This is a genomic window from Pseudomonas synxantha, assembly GCF_900105675.1.
Taxonomy (GTDB): Bacteria; Pseudomonadota; Gammaproteobacteria; order Pseudomonadales; family Pseudomonadaceae; genus Aquipseudomonas; species Aquipseudomonas synxantha.
Map to the genome: position 1 here is coordinate 3,569,875 of NZ_LT629786.1, position 18,666 is coordinate 3,588,540.

Annotated in this window: 17 protein-coding genes and 1 pseudogene; 4 read left to right on the forward strand and 14 right to left on the reverse strand. The window is 59.3% G+C overall.

Annotated features, from left to right (window positions below):
- The first annotated feature begins 39 nt into the window (after positions 1 to 39).
- From BLU48_RS16515 to BLU48_RS16530, 4 genes are all read left to right on the forward strand, one after another.
- Complete coding sequence (locus BLU48_RS16515; RefSeq protein WP_057022216.1) at positions 40 to 915, forward strand: urea transporter; 876 nt, start codon at positions 40 to 42, stop codon at positions 913 to 915.
- Between the two features lie 31 nt (positions 916 to 946).
- A complete protein-coding gene (locus BLU48_RS16520; protein WP_046069102.1) occupies positions 947 to 1,771 on the forward strand; it encodes an ion transporter in 825 nt (274 codons plus the stop codon).
- A 94-nt stretch (positions 1,772 to 1,865) separates the two neighbouring features.
- A complete protein-coding gene (locus tag BLU48_RS16525) occupies positions 1,866 to 2,867 on the forward strand; it encodes a sulfate ABC transporter substrate-binding protein (protein WP_057022215.1) in 1,002 nt (333 codons plus the stop codon).
- 231 nt (positions 2,868 to 3,098) lie between these two features.
- Positions 3,099 to 4,295, forward strand: a complete 1,197-nt coding sequence (locus BLU48_RS16530; RefSeq protein ID WP_057022214.1) for an MFS transporter — start codon at positions 3,099 to 3,101, stop codon at positions 4,293 to 4,295.
- Positions 4,296 to 4,436: 141 nt separating this feature from the next.
- On the opposite strand, the gene BLU48_RS16535 is transcribed toward BLU48_RS16530, so the two are convergent.
- From BLU48_RS16535 to BLU48_RS16595, 14 genes and pseudogenes are all read right to left on the reverse strand, one after another.
- Positions 4,437 to 5,951, reverse strand: a complete 1,515-nt coding sequence (locus tag BLU48_RS16535) for a M10 family metallopeptidase C-terminal domain-containing protein (protein ID WP_083348201.1) — start codon at positions 5,949 to 5,951, stop codon at positions 4,437 to 4,439.
- A gap of 536 nt (positions 5,952 to 6,487) precedes the next feature.
- Positions 6,488 to 8,161: a M10 family metallopeptidase C-terminal domain-containing protein gene (locus BLU48_RS16540; protein WP_082636622.1), complete on the reverse strand. Its 1,674-nt coding sequence runs from the start codon at positions 8,159 to 8,161 to the stop codon at positions 6,488 to 6,490.
- A gap of 908 nt (positions 8,162 to 9,069) precedes the next feature.
- Positions 9,070 to 9,693, reverse strand: coding sequence for a M10 family metallopeptidase C-terminal domain-containing protein (locus BLU48_RS16545; protein ID WP_057022212.1), 624 nt, complete (start codon positions 9,691 to 9,693; stop codon positions 9,070 to 9,072).
- On the reverse strand, positions 9,636 to 10,817 hold the full coding sequence (locus tag BLU48_RS31750) for a serine-rich family protein (RefSeq protein ID WP_156786504.1): 1,182 nt from the start codon (positions 10,815 to 10,817) through the stop codon (positions 9,636 to 9,638). Before BLU48_RS31750 ends, BLU48_RS16545 begins: the two co-directional genes overlap by 58 nt.
- Before the next feature lie 731 nt (positions 10,818 to 11,548).
- The gene (gene phnN, locus BLU48_RS16555) at positions 11,549 to 12,115 is read right to left on the reverse strand and encodes a phosphonate metabolism protein/1,5-bisphosphokinase (PRPP-forming) PhnN (RefSeq protein ID WP_057022246.1); all 567 of its coding nucleotides are present in this window, start codon (positions 12,113 to 12,115) and stop codon (positions 11,549 to 11,551) included.
- A 19-nt stretch (positions 12,116 to 12,134) separates the two neighbouring features.
- A pseudogene (locus BLU48_RS32710) lies at positions 12,135 to 12,218 on the reverse strand (hypothetical protein); the annotation flags it as partial.
- A gap of 448 nt (positions 12,219 to 12,666) precedes the next feature.
- A complete protein-coding gene (locus BLU48_RS16560) occupies positions 12,667 to 13,062 on the reverse strand; it encodes a hypothetical protein (RefSeq protein WP_057022210.1) in 396 nt (131 codons plus the stop codon).
- 15 nt (positions 13,063 to 13,077) lie between these two features.
- Positions 13,078 to 14,262 carry a c-type cytochrome biogenesis protein CcmI gene (ccmI, locus tag BLU48_RS16565; RefSeq protein ID WP_057022209.1) on the reverse strand — a complete coding sequence of 395 codons (1,185 nt, stop codon included), beginning with the start codon at positions 14,260 to 14,262 and terminating at the stop codon, positions 13,078 to 13,080.
- Positions 14,255 to 14,728 (reverse strand): cytochrome c-type biogenesis protein, encoded by a 474-nt coding sequence (locus BLU48_RS16570; RefSeq protein WP_043050428.1) that lies wholly within the window; start codon positions 14,726 to 14,728, stop codon positions 14,255 to 14,257. Before BLU48_RS16570 ends, ccmI begins: the two co-directional genes overlap by 8 nt.
- Positions 14,725 to 15,261: a DsbE family thiol:disulfide interchange protein gene (locus BLU48_RS16575; protein WP_057022208.1), complete on the reverse strand. Its 537-nt coding sequence runs from the start codon at positions 15,259 to 15,261 to the stop codon at positions 14,725 to 14,727. The genes BLU48_RS16570 and BLU48_RS16575 overlap by 4 nt, the downstream gene beginning before the upstream one ends.
- Positions 15,258 to 17,243: a heme lyase CcmF/NrfE family subunit gene (locus BLU48_RS16580; protein WP_057022207.1), complete on the reverse strand. Its 1,986-nt coding sequence runs from the start codon at positions 17,241 to 17,243 to the stop codon at positions 15,258 to 15,260. Before BLU48_RS16580 ends, BLU48_RS16575 begins: the two co-directional genes overlap by 4 nt.
- A 3-nt stretch (positions 17,244 to 17,246) precedes the next feature.
- The gene (ccmE, locus tag BLU48_RS16585) at positions 17,247 to 17,714 is read right to left on the reverse strand and encodes a cytochrome c maturation protein CcmE (RefSeq protein WP_057022206.1); all 468 of its coding nucleotides are present in this window, start codon (positions 17,712 to 17,714) and stop codon (positions 17,247 to 17,249) included.
- Positions 17,711 to 17,887 carry a heme exporter protein CcmD gene (gene ccmD / locus BLU48_RS16590; RefSeq protein WP_003172771.1) on the reverse strand — a complete coding sequence of 59 codons (177 nt, stop codon included), beginning with the start codon at positions 17,885 to 17,887 and terminating at the stop codon, positions 17,711 to 17,713. Before ccmD ends, ccmE begins: the two co-directional genes overlap by 4 nt.
- Positions 17,884 to 18,639, reverse strand: coding sequence for a heme ABC transporter permease (locus BLU48_RS16595; protein WP_057022205.1), 756 nt, complete (start codon positions 18,637 to 18,639; stop codon positions 17,884 to 17,886). Before BLU48_RS16595 ends, ccmD begins: the two co-directional genes overlap by 4 nt.
- Positions 18,640 to 18,666: the final 27 nt, after the last annotated feature.

Here is an 18,666-nt window from a genome sequence, read left to right on the forward strand (position 1 = left end):
CCCGATGGGCACAACTGAAGTCCCACTGACTCACCGAAAATGCACAACCACACCTGCCCTGACTGGGCCGAAGCTCTGCTCAATGGCTTCAGCCAGATTTTCCTGCAACGCCACCCGCTGTGTGGCCTGCTGTGCCTGCTGGCGATCCTGATCGGCGCCCCGGCCTTGCTCGGCGGTGCGCTGCTGGGCGGGGTCGCGGGGTTGCTTACGGCCCAGCGCCGTGGCTATCCCAAGGCTGAGCGCCAGGCTGGACTGTACAGCTACAACGGCGTACTGCTGGGCTTGTTGATCAGCCAGCACTTTGCCTGGTCGGCGCTGGTGCCACCGTTGATCCTGGCATGCGGGGGCTTGAGCGCGATCCTTACCCGGCAATGGTTGACACACGCGAACCAGCCCCAGGACTTGCCCGCCTATACCGCGCCCTTTGTTGGCCTCGGCTGGTTGCTGCTCGGGTGCGTACCTGGAAGCGCCCTTGCGCTGACCGAGCACGGCACCTTCTCTATTCTCGCCGCTCCATTTATCGGTCTTGGACAAATCATGCTGTTGGAGCAACCCATGGCAGGCATATTGATCGCCGCGGGCTTGCTGCTGGCCGACCGCCGCGCCGCGTTGTGGGCACTGAGCGGTGCCAGCCTCGGCGTGCTGGCCGGCCTTTGGCTGAACGACCCCACTGGCGCCCTGCTCGGCCTGCACAGCTATAACCCAGCGTTGGTCGCCCTGGTCCTGGGCTTGTCATGTCGCCAGCCGTGGTTGCCGCTGCTGGGCATCCTGCTGGCAATCATCCTCACCCCAGGTTTCGCCGCCCTGCACCTGCCTGCGCTGACCGCACCGTTTATCCTCGCCTGCTGGCTGGTGCGCGCCGGCCAGCGAATGCTGCGCAAACCCCACATGGACAGTCCGTTCGAATCCCCCTAGGCTTGCTCGATATTCGCTTCAGGCAGGACTTATGGACAGTAACAACGACTGGCGCCAGCGGCTCTACATCATGGTTTTCCAAAGCGACACCGTCGCCGGGCGGCGCTTTGACGGCATCCTGCTGCTGATCATCCTCGCCAGCCTGGTGATCGTGATGCTCGACAGCATCGATGAAATCCACCAGAACTACGCGGATGTGCTGGCCTATATCGAGTGGGGCTTCACGCTGATCTTCGCCATCGAATACGGCCTGCGCCTGTATTGCTCGCCCAAGCCGCTGCGCTATGCCTTCAGCTTTTACGGCCTGGTGGACTTGCTGGCCATCGTCCCCGGCATCCTCGCCCTGTACTACAGCGATGCGCAGTACCTGCTGATCATCCGCATCATTCGCATGCTGCGCATCTTCCGCGTACTCAAGCTCAGCCCGTACCTCAAGCAGGCCAACTACCTGATGGCGGCGCTGCGCGGCAGCAAGCAGAAGATCGTGGTGTTCCTGGTCAGCGTGTGCACGCTGGTGACGGTGTTCGGCACCCTGATGTACGTGATCGAAGGCCCGGAACATGGGTTCACCAGTATTCCCAAGGGCATCTATTGGGCCATCGTCACCCTGACCACCGTGGGCTTCGGCGATATCGTGCCCAAGACGCCGCTGGGCCAGGTAATTTCGTCGCTGGTGATGATCACCGGTTATTCGATCATCGCGGTGCCGACGGGCATTTTTACTGCAGAGCTGGCCAGTGCCATGCGCGGTGAACAGTTGCAAACCGACTGCCCGGCGTGCAAGAAGAACAGCCATGAGCCCAATGCGGCTTTTTGCTCGCGATGTGGCAGTAACCTTTTTCATAAACTGGAATAACCAAAGGTCGTTTTAATCTTTATAGGTCTATGCAGGCCCGGCTATAGTCGCTGGCAAATTGCCTCCCCTCTTCTCCAACAACAAGGAATGAGCAGTGAAAAAGATCCTCAGCGCCTCTCTTCTGGCCGCCAGCCTGGCCTTGGCGGGCTCCGCCCAGGCCGCGACCACCCTGCTCAACGTCTCCTACGACGTGATGCGCGATTTCTACAAGGACTACAACGCTGCCTTCCAGAAGCATTGGGAAGCCGAGCACCCTGACGACAAGCTGACGTTGCAGATGTCCTTCGGCGGTTCCAGCAAACAGGCACGCTCGGTGATCGACGGCCTGCCGGCTGACGTGATTACCATGAACATGGCCACCGACATCAATGCTCTGGTCGACAATGGCAAATTGGTGCCGGACAACTGGGTGACGCGCCTGCCGAACAACAGTGCACCCTTCACCTCCGCCACCGTGTTCATCGTGCGCAAGGACAACCCCAAGGCGTTGAAAGACTGGCCGGATTTGCTCAAGGACGGCGTGCAGGTGATCGTTCCCAACCCGAAGACCTCGGGTAACGGCCGCTACACCTACCTGTCGGCCTGGGGCTATGTGCTCAAGAACGGCGGCGACGAAGAGAAAGCCAAGACCTTCGTCGGCAAGCTGTTCAAACAAGCGCCGGTGCTGGACACCGGTGGCCGTGCCGCCACCACCACGTTCATGACAAACCAGATCGGCGACGTGCTGGTGACCTTCGAAAACGAAGCAGAAATGATCGCCCGTGAGTTTGGACGGGATCAGTTCGAAGTGGTCTACCCAAGTGTGTCCGCCGAAGCCGAGCCGCCTGTGTCGGTGGTGGATAAAGTGGTCGAGAAGAAAGGCACCCGTACCGCGGCGGAAGACTACCTGAAGTACCTGTGGTCGCCGGAAGGCCAGGAAATTGCGGCCAACAATTACCTGCGCCCACGGGACCCGAAGGTGTTGGCCAAGTACACCGACCGCTTCCCGAAGGTGGACTTCCTGTCGGTGGAGAAGACCTTTGGCGACTGGCGCACGGTGCAGAAGACCCACTTCAATGATGGCGGGGTGTTTGACCAGATCTACAGTGGTCAATAACTGAAGAAATGCGGTAACAAATGTGGGAGGGGGCTTGCTCCCGATGGCGGTGTGTCAGCCAAGACATAGGCTGACTGACACACCGCCATCGGGAGCAAGCCCCCTCCCACATTGGGTTTTGCATTGAGTCATTATTTCGCGGCATGACAGTTATCACGCCAAGCGGCCTACTCACTGCCGGCCCATGTCTTTATTCTCTCACCCCATCGTCCTTCGCCTTATGAGAACACCATGAACCCAACCTCTCACGCTACAGGCACCATGACCCGGGGCATGGTCATGCTGTTTGCGTTTTGCTGCGGTGCCATCGTTGCCAACATCTACTACGCGCAACCAATCATTGAACTGATCGCCCCGGATATCGGCCTGACACCGGCAATGGCCAGCCTGATCGTGTCCCTGACGCAAATCGGCTACGCCCTCGGCCTCTTCTTCCTGGTGCCTTTGGGCGACTTGTTGGAAAACCGCAAGCTGATGATCTTCACCACGGTGGTGGCCATCGCCAGCCTGCTGGGTGCTGCGTTTACCGAGCAACCCAATCTGTTCCTGCTGGTGTCGCTGCTGATCGGTTTCAGCTCGGTGTCCGTGCAAATCCTGATCCCGCTGGCCGCGCACCTGGCCCCGGCCGAATCTCGCGGTCGGGTGGTAGGCAGCATCATGGGTGGCCTGCTGCTGGGCATTCTGCTGGCGCGACCGGTGTCCAGCGTCGTCGCCGACCACTTCGGCTGGCGTGCGATGTTCATGGCTGCCGCTGCGTTGATGGCGCTTATCAGCGTGGTCCTGCTGCTGACCATTCCCAAGCGCCAACCCGATCACCGCGCCAGCTACGGCCAATTGCTGCGCTCCCTGGCTACCTTGCTGCGTGGGCAGCCGCTGCTGCGCCAACGGGCGTTCTACCAGGGCTGCATGTTTGCTGCCTTCAGCCTGTTCTGGACCGCCGCGCCGCTGGAACTGGCGCGTAACCATGGCCTTAGCCAAAGCGAAATCGCGCTGTTCGCCCTGGTCGGCGCACTGGGCGCCATTGCCGCGCCCATCGCCGGTCGCCTGGCCGATGCCGGCCACACCCATCGCGCCTCGTTGCTGGCAATGCTGTTCGGGGCATTGAGCTTCCTGCCGGCGTTTGTGCACCCGCTGTACAGCGTGATCGGCCTTGCGGTCACCGGCGTGGTCCTGGACTTCTGCGTGCAGATGAACATGGTGCTTGGCCAGCGTGCCATCTATGCCCTTGACGCCAATAGCCGCAGCCGTCTCAACGCGTTGTACATGACCAGCATCTTCATTGGCGGCGCGTTCGGCTCGGCGATTGCCAGCAGTGTGTATGAACATGGCGGTTGGCTGGGCGTGATGCTGGTGGGCAGCGCCTTTCCATTGATCGCATTGCTGCGATTCCTGGGGGCGTCCCGTGGGGTCGTGGCGGCCACCGCCTGAGAGCGGTGTGACCAAGATCAGGAAATGTTGGGCACACGTAATCACGTATTCACAGGCACAAAAAAGCAGGACTTGATCATATGAAAAAGTCCTGCCCTGTCTTACTCCAAAGGCGATAGTTGCTAGCTCGCCATTACAGCGTTACAGATAACCAGCATCCCTTATGTTCAACCCGATGACATCTTCCGGGCTGATCATGCGGGTGCTCTTGATCAGGAAGTCCGTCTTGCCGTCACCATCCAAGTCTATCGCCAACAAGTAACGCCCTGTTTGCGGGTTAAACTTGATAATGGTATCGCCGGTCTTCCCGGTGTATTCCTCAACGAAGTTAAATGCAACCTTGCCATCAATGGCCATTTGCGACAGATCAATCTTGTCCTGACCCGTGTTGAAGTCCAACAGCAAATCGGCTTGCGTGCGGGTAGAGTCGGCAAAAGCGTTGAACTTGAACGTGTTCCAACCACCGCCCCCAACCAGATTATCGGCGCCTGCACCACCAATCAGCACGTTATCGGCACTGTTGCCAATGATTCGGTCGTTGCCACTACCACCCACTGCGTTTTCGATCACAGTCGAGGTACCGATCCTGACGTTCTCCCTCAAGCCGCCCACACTGGAAAGCGCACCACTGCGCAGGTCGATGATCTGGTCTTGCTTGAAGCCGGAAAAATCAAAGGTATCGACCCCTTCCTTATCCCAGATATTGAACTGTGGTTTATCCGTAGCAGATGTCAGGGTCGTTTCCGGCCTGCCGGTGTTGGAGTTAAACCCATAGATAGTGTCAACCGGTGCTTCGGGAGCTTTTGGCTTGACATAGGTCGTGTCAACAGACAAATCCGGACCTTTGGGCTTGGCATTGGTTTTGTCGACCGGCAAATCCGGACCTATGGGCCTGAACCCCACTGAGGGACGGGGCTGATCGCCCTGCGGCTTAGCAGGATCACCTTTGGGATTGGTCTCTCCACCAGCGACCTTGGGCTTACCGCCTGTTGGGCTGGTGTCCACTCCGGTTGGCTTGGTCTTGTCCCCTTGTGGTCGGGTTTCCTCACCAGCGGCCTTGGGCTTAGCACCCGTTGGACTGGTGTCCACTCCGGTCGGCTTGGCCTTGTCCCCTTGTGGTCGGGTTTCCTCACCAGCGGCCTTGGGCTTAGCACCCGTTGGACTGGTGTCCACTCCGGTCGGCTTGGTCTTGTCCCCTTGTGGTCGGGTTTCCTCACCAGCGACCTTGGGCTTACCGCCCGTTGGGCTGGTGTCCACTCCGGTCGGCTTGGTCTTGTCCCCTTGTGGTCGGGTTTCCTCACCAGCGACCTTGGGCTTAGCACCCGTTGGGCTGGTGTCCACTCCGGTTGGCTTGGTCTTGTCCTCTTTTGTTTTGGCGTCAAAGCCGACAGGTTTGGGCTTACCACCGGCTGGCTCGCACTGATCGCTTTTTGGCACTGTCTCCTCACAGAATGGCTGAGGCCGATCGCCGGTTGGCCTGGTCTGCTCACTAGCCGGCTTGGGCTGCTCCCCTTTCGGTTTGGTCTCCTCCCCCTTTGGTATAGACAGGCAATTAGCAGTCAGAACGTTGCCATCCACGCCCCCCATATTCAGGAAAAGCCTATTGCTGATTTTTGTTTCACCGGGCTGCAGCAAACCAGATGTGTTCGAATTCATATTCGATCCATATAGCCGTTGCAGACTGGAAAGCCCACCTGCCGAGTGCGCAGAAAGACTCAGCAATCTGGACCCTTTCGAAAGCAGTTGATCATTTCCTTGATGGGTGTTGTTGGAAGTACCCACTGGCTCATTATCGCCATACCCCCCGACGGTGCCGTGGGTGATGGCTTAGGGGCCGTATCCATTGTAGGTACATAGGAGTTCAAACCAGGTAGATTTACATTAACCATACATCACACCTTCTTAGTTAGTTATACAAAACAACAACCCAACGCTCCGCAAGCGCAACACTTACGAACTATTAAATCGCCAACTATCGAGCGAGCGACCGCCTTTCAGCCAGCAACTAAATCAAGACTGATTCAAATAAATCGACAGTACTACCTACACTCACCCAACTAACGAATGCACAAGAATAATAAACTGCCTATAGCCAATGGTGACCGACACATTCCAGCGCTACATTTCAGAATGTACAGAACAACAAACACCTGCCAGAGAGGGCGCCTCATTTAGATATATTCCGCTCTCTGTTACCCGTGAACTGACCCGCCCCATGCACGCGCTGTAAAAGCCCCTTGATCAGACGCGGACACCAATGTTCCTCGACGCTGATCAGCATCGGCCTTGAAGCCATATGCCGGCCTCATGGAAAATGTATTAGCTTGCGACCCCGGTGCGCTGGTAGTACCTATCGAGCATGAGGCTGGCGTCGGCGCACATGAAATAGGTTTCGGATCACACGAGACTGGGCGTGGCTCAGGCTTTGGCTTACATGAGTCTGGACGTGAATTAGGTTTTGGCTTTGGCTTTGGCTTTTCCGGTTCAGGCCGCATATCCGGCTGCGGCTTTTCCGGTTCAGGATCTACCGAGGGGCTGACGCCGTGGTACACATCACCTGCATTCATCCGGCCAATACTCTTTATCAATACATCAGCTTTACCATTTCCGGTCAGGTCCAAAGCCAAACTACCTTCTCCACTGCCCTCGTTGTAGCTCAGCACGGCTTGGCCAGGTTGGCCGCTTAGACGCTCACCGAATAACAGCGCCTTGATATTCGCAGTTTTCAAAAGCGCAGAGACATCCAAGCGGTCCACGCCGCTCTCGAAGTCCAGGATAACGTCAGGGTTATCCGGGGTGGAATCGCTGGTATGGTCATATACAAACGTGTCTGCCCCCCCGCCGCCTTGCAACCTGTCGGCTCCGCCTCCACCGGTCAAGCGATTGGCAACGTGGTTGCCTATCAAGGCGTCGTTCCCGGCGCCCCCCACGGCGTTCTCCAGGGTAACGCCCTTGGCAATGGAGACATTGCCTTTCAATGCCCCCACATCAGAAAACGACTCGGCATTGAGGTTGATCTTCTGATTCTGCGAATACCCGGAGAAATCCAGCGTGTCGTTACCGCCACCGTCCCACACACAAAAGACAGGATTGTCATTGGCCGTTTTCAAGCTCAGGGCGTCACGGTTCGTATTGGAGTTGAACCCATAGGTCGTATCGGTATTACGGGTGTTGGTATTTGCTCCGTACAGTCGCTGGGCCGCAGCAATGTCATCCATCATCGGTGCAGAGGGATGCAACGAATTAAAATCATGACCTGGCTGATTCCTTTCCGAGAAATAGCTCATCACACTGCGGGCTCGAGTGTCCCCGGCGTATTCTGCGTGCGTTGCATAGGTGCCAGACCCATCGTATTTACCCGGATGCTCCAACCCGATCGCATGACCTGTTTCATGAATCAGTACTTGGCGAAAATAACCACCCTGCTTAGGGTGTGTGCCCGCATCTGCCGTGCCGATGTTAGCGAATGTATTTCTCAAGTACTTGTTAGGCAGTGATGCCACGCCGTTATTGGTTCCTGGCATATCACCAATATCAACGTGACCGTCGAGATTCTTGGCATTTTCGGTGAACGTCACGTTGGCGACATCCTGCCAGGATTTCAATGCTTGCCTGGCCAGTTCTGCCTGCTGCGATGTGAACCCCTTGGAAATCCGGAATGACAGGTCAATTTTCTGATCGCCATTACGGTCATGAAATCGGAAGTCACGGCGAGTGATATGTTTACCTGCCTGCTCAGTCGTGAATACCGTTTTCTTATTATTAAGGGTGTAGGGCGGCCTCAACTGCTCAGAACTCATGCCCCCCCGAGCAGAAAACTCCTTTTCTTGCGAGATATTAGTAGCGGGTGGTCCTGATAATTTCATACAACCTAAGTCCTCATGCAATAACCCGAGACATCGCACTCCCACTCCATACGAGCAACAGCACTTATCGGCACCTCCTTAAGTTCGCACAGAGACACGCTGTCCGCCAGACACTAATTAATGCACTCCGACACACTCTAAAATCTCAAAATACTTTGGTGACAAAGGCGCAACGTTCCGAAACAACACTTGCAGCCCATACGCCACTGCAACCACTCCAACCTACTGATTTACATTGAAAAAACAAGATCTCATACACTAGCAATCAAATTCGATTGCAACCCATTACTCACAAACAGATAACACTCCAAAATACTGCTTCGAGTCGGCACTCCAGTCCAAGCTGCCTACCTACACCCCACTGCGACTAATCAAGAGAATACAGAGTAAGAACCGAACGAAAACAGCTACCTCCTCGAACTGATTAAATCCACGCCTTCGCAACACCGTAAATTAATACACTGCTACAACCGATCATTCTGACAAGGCCGACTCCGGGCATATGAACAACTGGCGTAAAGACCTAATCACCAGGCTTGCACGGTTCTGATTCAGGAAATGCAGACCTATATGAAACAGGCGTGCAAGCGCCTGCCGTAGCGCAACAGGGCGACAGAACAGTACTGGGTTTGGGTTGGAGTCAACGCAGAAGACATGACCAAGCCATGGGGACTCGATCGAGGTCAACGATAGAAGCGCATGCACGATGCCGCCAAAGCAGCAGCACACATCAGGTTGACAGGCTTGTACGCGGTATCAAGCGAGTAACCAGCCTGTCATCAAGGTAACGAGACAGTGATTTTATCGGCGTAGCAAGATAGGCCGTGGCATTGCCTGAACCGAACGTTTACAGGCATGAAGTTGACGCAAAGCGTCAACTCACGCTTTTCATCCTGCGAGCGTCCTATTCAAGCCAGGCCCAGGACATCATCAGGGCTGATCGGTCGCGTACTTTTTATAAGAAAGTCACTTCTGCCGTTGCCCGACAGGTCGATCGCCAAAAAATAACGTCCGCTGTACATGTTGTATTTAATGACCGTATCACCGGGTTTGCCCGTAAAGTCGGGAACTAAGTTCAGACTGACCCCCGCAGCGTTAGCCATGGTACATAAATCAATCTTGTCCCAGCCGGTCTTGAAGTCAGTGAGCAGATCAGCTGCTGCGTAGGCAGAGTCCGCTACCGAATTGTATTTGAAAACATTGCGCCCCCCTGCGCCTCTCAGCGTATCCGCGCCTTCGCCCCCAACCAGTACGTTATCGGCTTCGTTGCCAATCATCCGGTCATTGCCGGAACCGCCGATAGCGTTTTCGATAACCGACGCCGGGCTGACGTAAACATTATTGTATTTTCCGCCGACACTTGAGTAAGTACCCGCCCCCAGGTTAATGACTTGGTTATGCCTGAACCCGGAAAAATCTAATGTGTCATTACCTTGCCTGTCGTCAACTTCGAATTGCGGTAGGTCATGGGTGGCTACCAAGGACGTACGGACATTTCCGGTGTTTGAACTAAAGCCGTAAACGGTGTCCATCGGTAAACATTGCGTTGGCTCGGGTTCGGGACAAGGCTCAGGTATCGGGCAGGGTTCCGGACACGGCGCTGGCCTCGGTTGCGGCTGCGGGCAGGGCTCAGGTGTCGGGCACGGTTCCGGGCACGGCGCTGGCCTCGGTTGCGGCTGCGGGCAGGGCTCAGGTGTCGGGCACGGTTCCGGGCACGGCGTTGGCGCTGGCCTTGGCTGGGGCTGTGGCTCTGGCCGTGGCTGCGGCCTTGGCTGGGGCTGCGACTCTGGACGCGGCTCGGGCCTTGGCCGGGGTTGCGGCTCTGGACGCGGCTCGGGCCTTGGCCGGGGTTGCGGCTCTGGTCGCGGCTCGGGCCTTGGCTGTGGATGCGGCTCAGGCCGCGGTTGCGGCGCCGGACGCGGCTCGGGCCTTGGCTCAGGATGCGGCTCAGGCCGCGGTTGCGGCGCCGGCCGCGGCTCGGGCCTTGGCTCAGGATGCGGCTCAGGCCGCGGTTGCGGTGCCGGACGCGGCTCGGGCCTTGGCTCAGGATGCGGCTCAGGCCGCGGTTGCGGTACCGGACGCGGCTCGGGCCTTGGCTCAGGATACGGCTCAGGCCGCGGTTGCGGTGCCGGACGCGGCTCGGGCCTTGGCTCAGGATACGGCTCAGGCCTCGGTTGCGGCGCCGGACGCGGCTCGGGCCTTGGCTCAGGATACGGCTCAGGCCGCGGTTGCGGCGCCGGACGCGGCTCAGGCCTTGGCTGTGGGTACGGCTCAGGCCGCGGTTGCGGTGCCGGACGCGGCTCGGGCCTTGGCTCAGGATACGGCTCAGGCCGCGGTTGCGGCGCCGGACGCGGCTCGGGCCTTGGCTGTGGGTACGGCTCAGGCCTCGGCCACGGCGCCGGACGCGGCTCGGGCCTTGGCTGTGGATAGCGCTCAGGCCTCGGCCACGGCGCCGGACGCGGCTCGGGCCTTGGCTGTGGATAGCGCTCAGGTCTCGGCCACGGCGGTGGACATGGAACGGGGCGCGGCTGCGGACAAGGTTCAGGCCTTGGCGGTGGGCACGGATGAGGTCTGGGCTGTGGTTCCGGACACGGTTCAGGCCACGGCCTCGGAGGTGGACACGGATTGGGGGTGATCCCCCCCCACAACGACTCATTACCTGCCTGGATCCGTTGAAACTTTCCGCCAGCCTGTTGAAGACGCTACTTCGCAATTGAAAGCCGTTGAAAACACTCTTATTAATACTTCTAAAGGGCTGCCTACCTACACGATAGTCCTCATTCTCCAACGGGCTGTAGTACCGATTGTATGCAGGGGTATTACGAAGGACTGGAATATAGGCACTGTGACGGCCACTGTGCATATTAGATTTATTCGTTTCACCCGGTCTGTTCAGAGCCGTGAATTGTTTTGGAACACTGGAAAAGCCATCACTTCGAGACCCCACACTGGAAACATTTACCTGCATTTTTTAACCCGCCTATCCAAGTTGAAATAAATAAAATCAATGTAGTTTGCCGAGGGCGAAATCCGCTGTGGAAATATACGAGCACGCGATCAAAGCGGCGTTAAATTCCCACAACCAAAAACACCAGACAACACCTCATCTATTTCAACTTAAAACGTCACATCATGTACGCCAGGCCGACTTCACGACACCACCAAAATATATTTACGCACAACTAACAAACCTCATGTAACGCGCACAATCCTTAAACTTTGCAACACATAACCTTGAAATGTTCAGAATGACGCAATACGGGTAAACACCCACACGACTCATTGCCCAAAAAAAGTAAAATCGAACACGACTGACTTTTTACTGCACTTGGCGATTACCATTGAATACGGCGAGCTCCGAGGTCACGACCCAGTACCGCAAGCTCCTCATATTGAGTGCCCGTGATCCAGGCAGCACAGCAGGCGGGCGACGGTATGTTCCAATGGGCCGGAGTTATCCAGTACAAACAAGCCCGCGCCATTACCAGCGATCAGCTCGGCAGTGAACCGCGCATTGCGCGCCAGGCGTTCTTCGATGTCCTCCAGGGACTCTCTCCCCCGTGCGATCAAGCGCTGGCGCAATACGGCCTGATCAACCGTCAGCAGCAGCACCAGCAACGTCGGATAACGCTCGCGGGTTTGCGCCAGGTGGGCGCGGGAACCATTGACCAGCACATCGTCGCCGGCTGCCAGCCAGTCGTCGATCTCACGAGGAATTCCATAGGACAAGCCATTGGCCTGCCAGCTCAAGGCAAACGCGCCCTGGGCATCCATCGCCGCAAACTGCTCCGGGCTCACCCCTTGCGCCGCTTCGCCCACTGCCTCCGCCGAGCGCGTGATCACTCGGCGTACCAGGCGGCAGCCGCGTTCGACCAAGCGCGGGCGCGCGGCATCCAGCAGGCTGTCCTTGCCCGAACCCGATGGCCCGATGAGATAGATCAACCTGCCTGCCATCAACACACCCTCTTCGTTAGTCACAGGAAAGTATATCCAGCAATCGTGCAACGGCCAGGCCGGCGGCGGCCACCTTACCCGAGTGCGACCCAACGCGCACCACGTATACGTTACGCAATAAAGGACTTTACCTACGGCCAACCATCCGGAATGCCGCCATTATGCCGAGCGAGCTGTACGCAGGAGGCCGTGCCCCAACCAGGTTTCCATCCCTGGTCGACCGCCTGCGCACAGCTCGCCCTGTTTGACCCACCCCATCAGTGACTGAACCACTGCAATCGGGGCTGGCAGACCGTTTTTTTCAGCCCACGACGATGTAATCCCCTGCGCTTTCAGGATGGCCCCACCCAATCCCGACTTCGCCGCCCGGCTGCTTTATGGCGCACAGATCTACTGTGGGAGGGGGCTTGCTCCCGATGGCGGTGTAATATTCAGCTGATCATTGACTGACCTACGCTATCGGGAGCAAGCCCCCTCCCACATTTGCCCGGCGGTGATTGCCAGAGTGCATTTCAAGGCCATGAAAAAGGCGACCCGAGAGTCGCCTTTTGTCATTGTGCGTACTGCTTGCTCAACCCCGGCGGCACGCCTTGTACGTTGGTTTCTTCCCAGGGCCCGTTGGGGCTGATGGAGCGGCTCCAGCCGTTGCTCCAGCGATAGTAGGTGCGCTGGCGGTAGAAGGTGTCGGTCTGGTCGTCGAGTACGTACACCTGCATCTTGCCGTCCCAGTGGCTGGCGGCGCCCGGTGGTGGAGCGAAGGTGGGCGATTTGGTTGGCAATGGCTTCGGCGGCGGGGTCACCGGGCCAGACGGCTTGGTGCTCGGCTGGGTCGACGGACCCGACGGCGGGATGGTCGGGCCAGTGGGGGACGGCGGTGGGCGGTGGACCGCACAAGCGCTCAAGCCAAGTACCAGGCTAAGCAGGGTGATGCGTGCAAATGCGGTCATGGGCGTTTCCTCGAGTTATTTATCCGGACTGTCGATGGTCAGCTGCTGCGGCGCAGTGGTGCTGCTGGCCAGGGGTTGGCTGCGGCCGATCCATTCGCCAGTGGTCGGAACACCTGCCCGGGATATGCGCGCAACCAGTTGGACTTCGGGGAAGTTGGACAGTTTCAACTGCGGCATCATTGCATCGGCATCGCCCAGTTCAACGGTGATGGGCAGTTCGGCGACGGTGATGCGCTTGGCCGCCAACGGTGCCGGTGGGCCGGAGACGGCGCGGGCGAAGATGAACACGCTGTCGGTCGGCAAGGTTTTGGCTTTCGCCTCGGCGGACAGGTCCACACGCACTGTCATGACCGCCTTGTGCGCGACCGTACCGCCGCTTTCCTTGAGCTTCTCGGCAGCGCGATCGATACCGCCTTGCAGCGCCACACGAGAATTGTCTTGCGCCGGCAGTTGCGCCAGCAGGCGGTTCCAGTAGTCGATCGCCTCCTGGTAACGCTGGCCTTCAAAGGCGGCGATACCCAACAGGCCAAGGCTGGTGACTTCCTTGGGGTCGAGCTTCAACGCCTCGTCGGTCAGCGCCTGCACCTTGGGCGACCACTGTTTGTTGTCGGCGAAGTATTGCGCCTGGGCCCACTGGCCGAGCAATTCCGGCTGGCGCCCGGCCAATGCCACGGTACGCTCGAAGACTTTGGCGGCATCGGCGGAACGGTCCTGGGCCATGTAGGCGCGGCCCAGGAAGTACAGGCCCTCGGCCGAGTCCGGCTGGGCTGCCGCGGCACGCTCCAGGCGCTGGGTCATGTCGGCCATGGATACCGGCGGCTGGGAGAACTCACGGGTCAGTTCAACCTTATCGCTCGCCCCATAATGCAGGTACAGCACAACGCCGAGGACGGGCACCAGAAACGCCGCCAAAAACGGCAAGGGTTTACCCAAGCGCGATTCACGGGGCTTTTCCACGCCTTCGGTATCGGCCAGCAGCTCACGGGCGGCTTCGGCGCGGCCGGTGTCCAGTTGCGCGGCGTTCAATACACCTTCGTCCTGCTGCACTTGCAGCTCGGCGACGCGCTCCTGATACAGCGCAACGTTCAGCGCGGTGCGATCCTCCTCACGCTGGGCACGGCGGCCGCGCAGTACCGGGATGAGCAGAAAACTCAGGGCAATCAGAAGCAGCAAGCCGGCTGCGAGCCAGAAATCAATCATCAGTCTTGGTGTCCAGCAATTGGTCGAGACGTTTGCGCTCTTCAGGGGAAAGCGCATCGGAACCATCGGTCGGCGCGGCGCGGCGACGACGCACGATCACCGCCATCACCACGACGCCGGCCAGCAGCAGGCCGGCAGGGCCGAACCAGAGCAGCGCGGTCTTGCCGGTGAGGGCCGGTTTGTAGCGCACGAAATCACCGTAGCGGTCGACCATGAAATCGATGATCTGCTGGTCGTCCTTGCCCTCACCCAGCATGCGGAAGATCTCTCTGCGCAGGTCGGTGGCGATGGGTGCGTTGGAGTCGGCGATGTCCTGGTTCTGGCACTTGGGGCAGCGCAGTTCCTTGGTCAGGTCGCGGAAACGCTCGCGCTCGGCGTCGTTGGCGAATTCGTAGGTGTCGATGGCAGCGTGGGCCACACCGGCCAGGCCCAAGGCCAAAACAGCGGCGGCTAACAGACGCTTCATGGCTTGGCCTCATCGACCAGGGCCTGGTACTTGGCGGCCAGTTGCTCGCGCCACACTACCTCGTCGATCACGCCGACATACTTGTCGCGGATCACGCCCTTGGCGTCGATAAAGAAGGTCTCCGGCGCGCCGTACACGCCAAGGTTCAAACCGAGGTTGCCGTCTTCATCGCGGATATCCAGCTGGTAGGGGTTATGGAACTCGGCCAGCCATTTAAGGGCCGCCGCATTGTCGTCCTTGTAGTTGATGCCGTAGATCACCACGCCCTTCTCGGCCAGCTTGTTCAGCACCGGATGCTCGACGCGGCAGGAAATGCACCATGTCGCCCACACATTGACCAGCGCCGGCTTGCCCTGCAAGTCGGCCTGGGTCAGGATCTTGTCGCCCTGCACTGTCGGCAGGTTGAATGCCGGGAACGGCTTGCCGATCATCGCCGAAGGCAGCTCGGCCGGGTCCAGGTACAAACCGCGATACAGGAACACCGCCACCAGCAGGAACAACGCCAGTGGCACCACCATCAACCAACGCTTCATACCGCAGCTCCCATACCCAGTGCTTCACGCACCCGGCTCTTGACCTTGACCCGATAACGCCGGTCCAGCGCTGCGAGCAAACCGCCAAAACCGGTGAGCAGACCGCCGAACCAGATCCAGCGCACGAAGGGTTTGACATGCACCCGCACGGCCCAGGCGCCGTCGCCCAGAGGTTCTCCGAGGGCCACATACAGGTCACGGGTGAAACCGGCGTCGATGCCCGCTTCGGTCATCATCGAGCTCTGCACGGTGTACAGGCGTTTTTCCGGGTGCAGCACGGTGATTTCCTTGCCATTGCGCACCACGCGCACCGTGCCTTTGTCTGAGGTGAAGTTCGGCCCTTCGAAGTGCTTGGCACCTTCGAAGATGAATTGGTAACCGGCCAGGTCCATGGATTCGCCCGGCGCCAGGCGCAGGTCGCGCTCGGCGCTGTTCTGGCTGGACAGCACCACACCGAGGGCGCACACCGCGATGCCGATGTGAGCGATCTGCATGCCCCAGTAGCTGCGGGTCAGGGTCGGCAGACCTTTGAGCAAACCTTTGTGACGGGTCTTGTCGACGATGTCACGCACACCGGCCAGTAATACCCAGGCGGCGAGCAGGAAGGTGGCGAGCACTGCCCAGTTGAAGTCGCCGTAGGCAATACCGGCGACCACGGCCAGCGCAACGCTGCCGAGTAGCACCGGAGCGAGCATGCCCACCAGCCATTTCACCGGAGTGTCTTTCCAGCGCACCAGCACGCCCACCGCCATCACCACCATCAACAAGCCCATCAGCGGGATGAACAAGGCATTGAAGTACGGCGGGCCCACGGACAGCTTGGCGCCGCTGAGGGCATCCAGCACCAACGGGTACAGGGTGCCGAGCAGGATCATCGACGCGGCCACCACCAGCACCAGGTTATTGCCCAGCAGCAGGGTTTCCCGCGACCACAGGTTAAAGCCGACCTGGCTCTTGACCACCGGTGCGCGCAGGGCGAACAGGGTCAGCGAGCCGCCGACCACAAACAGCAGGAAGATCAGGATGAACACGCCGCGCTCCGGGTCGGAGGCGAACGCATGCACAGAGGTCAGCACGCCCGAACGCACCAGGAAGGTGCCGAGCAGGCTGAGGGAAAACGCAGCGATGGCGAGCAGCACGGTCCAGCTCTTGAACACGCCGCGTTTTTCGGTGACCGCCAGGGAATGAATCAGCGCCGTGCCCACCAGCCAGGGCATGAACGAGGCGTTTTCCACCGGATCCCAGAACCACCAACCGCCCCAGCCGAGTTCGTAGTAGGCCCACCATGAGCCCAAGGTGATACCAATACCGAGGAAGGCCCAGGCAACGATGGTCCATGGCCGCGACCAACGCGCCCACGCCGCATCCAGGCGCCCGCCGAGCAAGGCGGCGATGGCGAAGGCAAAGGCCACGGAGAAGCCGACGTAGCCCATGTAGAGCATTGGCGGATGCACGATCAGGCCGATGTCCTGCAACAGCGGGTTGAGGTCATGCCCGTCCGCCGGGATCTGCGGCAGCATGCGGCTGAACGGGTTGGAGGTCATGATCAGGAACAGCAAAAAGCCAATGCTGATCATGCCCATCACCGCCAGCACCCGTGCCAGCATGACTTGCGGCAGTTGGCGCGAAAACACCGATACGGCGAAGGTCCAGCCACCGAGGATCAATGCCCACAGCAGCAACGAACCTTCGTGGGCGCCCCACACGGCGCTGAACTTGTAATACCAGGGCAAGGCGCTGTTGGAGTTGTTTGCGACATAGGCGACGGAAAAGTCGTCGGTCATGAAGGCGTAGGTCAGGCAACCGAAGGCGAACAACAGGAAGGCAAACTGGCCCCAGGCGGCCGGCTGCGCCAGGCTCATCCACAGGCGGTCACCGCGCCAGGCGCCGAGCAATGGCACCACGGCCTGGACCACGGCAAAGCACAGGGCGAGAATCATCGCCAACTGGCCCAGCTCCGGAATAAACAGTGCGGACGTCATCGGTTAGCCCTCCTTGGCAGGCTGCGGTTCTGCGCCAGGCGCGGACTGGCCGCTGTCTTTCAAGGCCTTTGTGACCTCCGGCGGCATGTACTTTTCATCGTGCTTGGCCAAAACTTCGTCAGCCACTACCACTCCATCGGCATTGAGCTTGCCCAGGGCAACGATGCCCTGGCCTTCGCGGAACAAGTCGGGGAGGATGCCGCGGTAAGTGATGGTCACGGCCTTGTTGAAATCGGTGACCACGAAGGTCACGTCAAGGGAATCGCCGGAACGCTTCAACGAGCCCTGCTCCACCATGCCACCGGCGCGGATGCGCGTGTCCAGCGGGGCTTCGCCATTGGCGATCTGGGTCGGGGTGTAGAACAGGTTGATGTTCTCCCGCAGGGCGCTCATCGCCAGGCCCACGGCAATACCCACCCCGGCCAGGATGGCAAGGATGATCAACAGACGCTTTCTACGCAGCGGATTCACTTTTCGGTCTCCCGGCGCAGACGTCGCGCCTCTTGTTGCAGGTAACGCTTGCGGGCCAGGATCGGCGCGGCGACGTTGAGGGCCAGCACCGCCAGGCAAATGCCATAGGCCGTCCAGACATACAGGCCATGGTGGCCCATGGCGAGAAAATCACTGAAAGAAGCAAAACTCATCCACGCGCTCCCAGGCTGGTTTGCACTTCGGCTTTTACCCAACTGGTGCGGGCTTCACGCTTGAGCACTTCAAGGCGCATGCGCAGCAGTAATACGGCACCGAAGAAGCAGTAGAACCCCAGCACCATCAGCAGCAGTGGCGCCCACATTTGCACGGGCATCGCCGGTTTTTCGGTGAGGGTGAAGGTGGCGCCCTGGTGCAGGGTGTTCCACCACTCCACCGAGTATTTGATGATCGGGATGTTGATCACGCCGACAATCGCCAGCACCGCGCAGGCCTTGGCGGCGCTGTCGCGGTTGCTGATGGCGTTGCCCAGGGCAATCAGGCCGAAGTACAGGAACAGCAGGATCAGCATCGAGGTCAGGCGTGCGTCCCACACCCACCATGAACCCCAGGTCGGCTTGCCCCAGATTGCACCGGTGACCAGCGCCATGGCGGTCATCCACGCGCCAATCGGCGCGGCGCATTGCAGGGCCACGTCGGCCAGCTTCATCTTCCACACCAGGCCGACGATGCCGCACACCGCCAGCATCACGTAGCAGGACTGGGCCAGCATCGCGGCAGGAACATGGATATAGATGATGCGAAAGCTGTTGCCTTGCTGGTAGTCGGGCGGCGCGAAGGCCAGGCCCCAGACCAGGCCGATGCCGATCAACAACACGGCGGCGACGCTCAACCACGGCAGCAGCTTGCCACTGATGCCATAAAACCATTTGGGCGAGCCGAGCTTGTGAAACCAGGTCCAGTTCATTGCAGTTTCCATCACGGATGCTTTTCG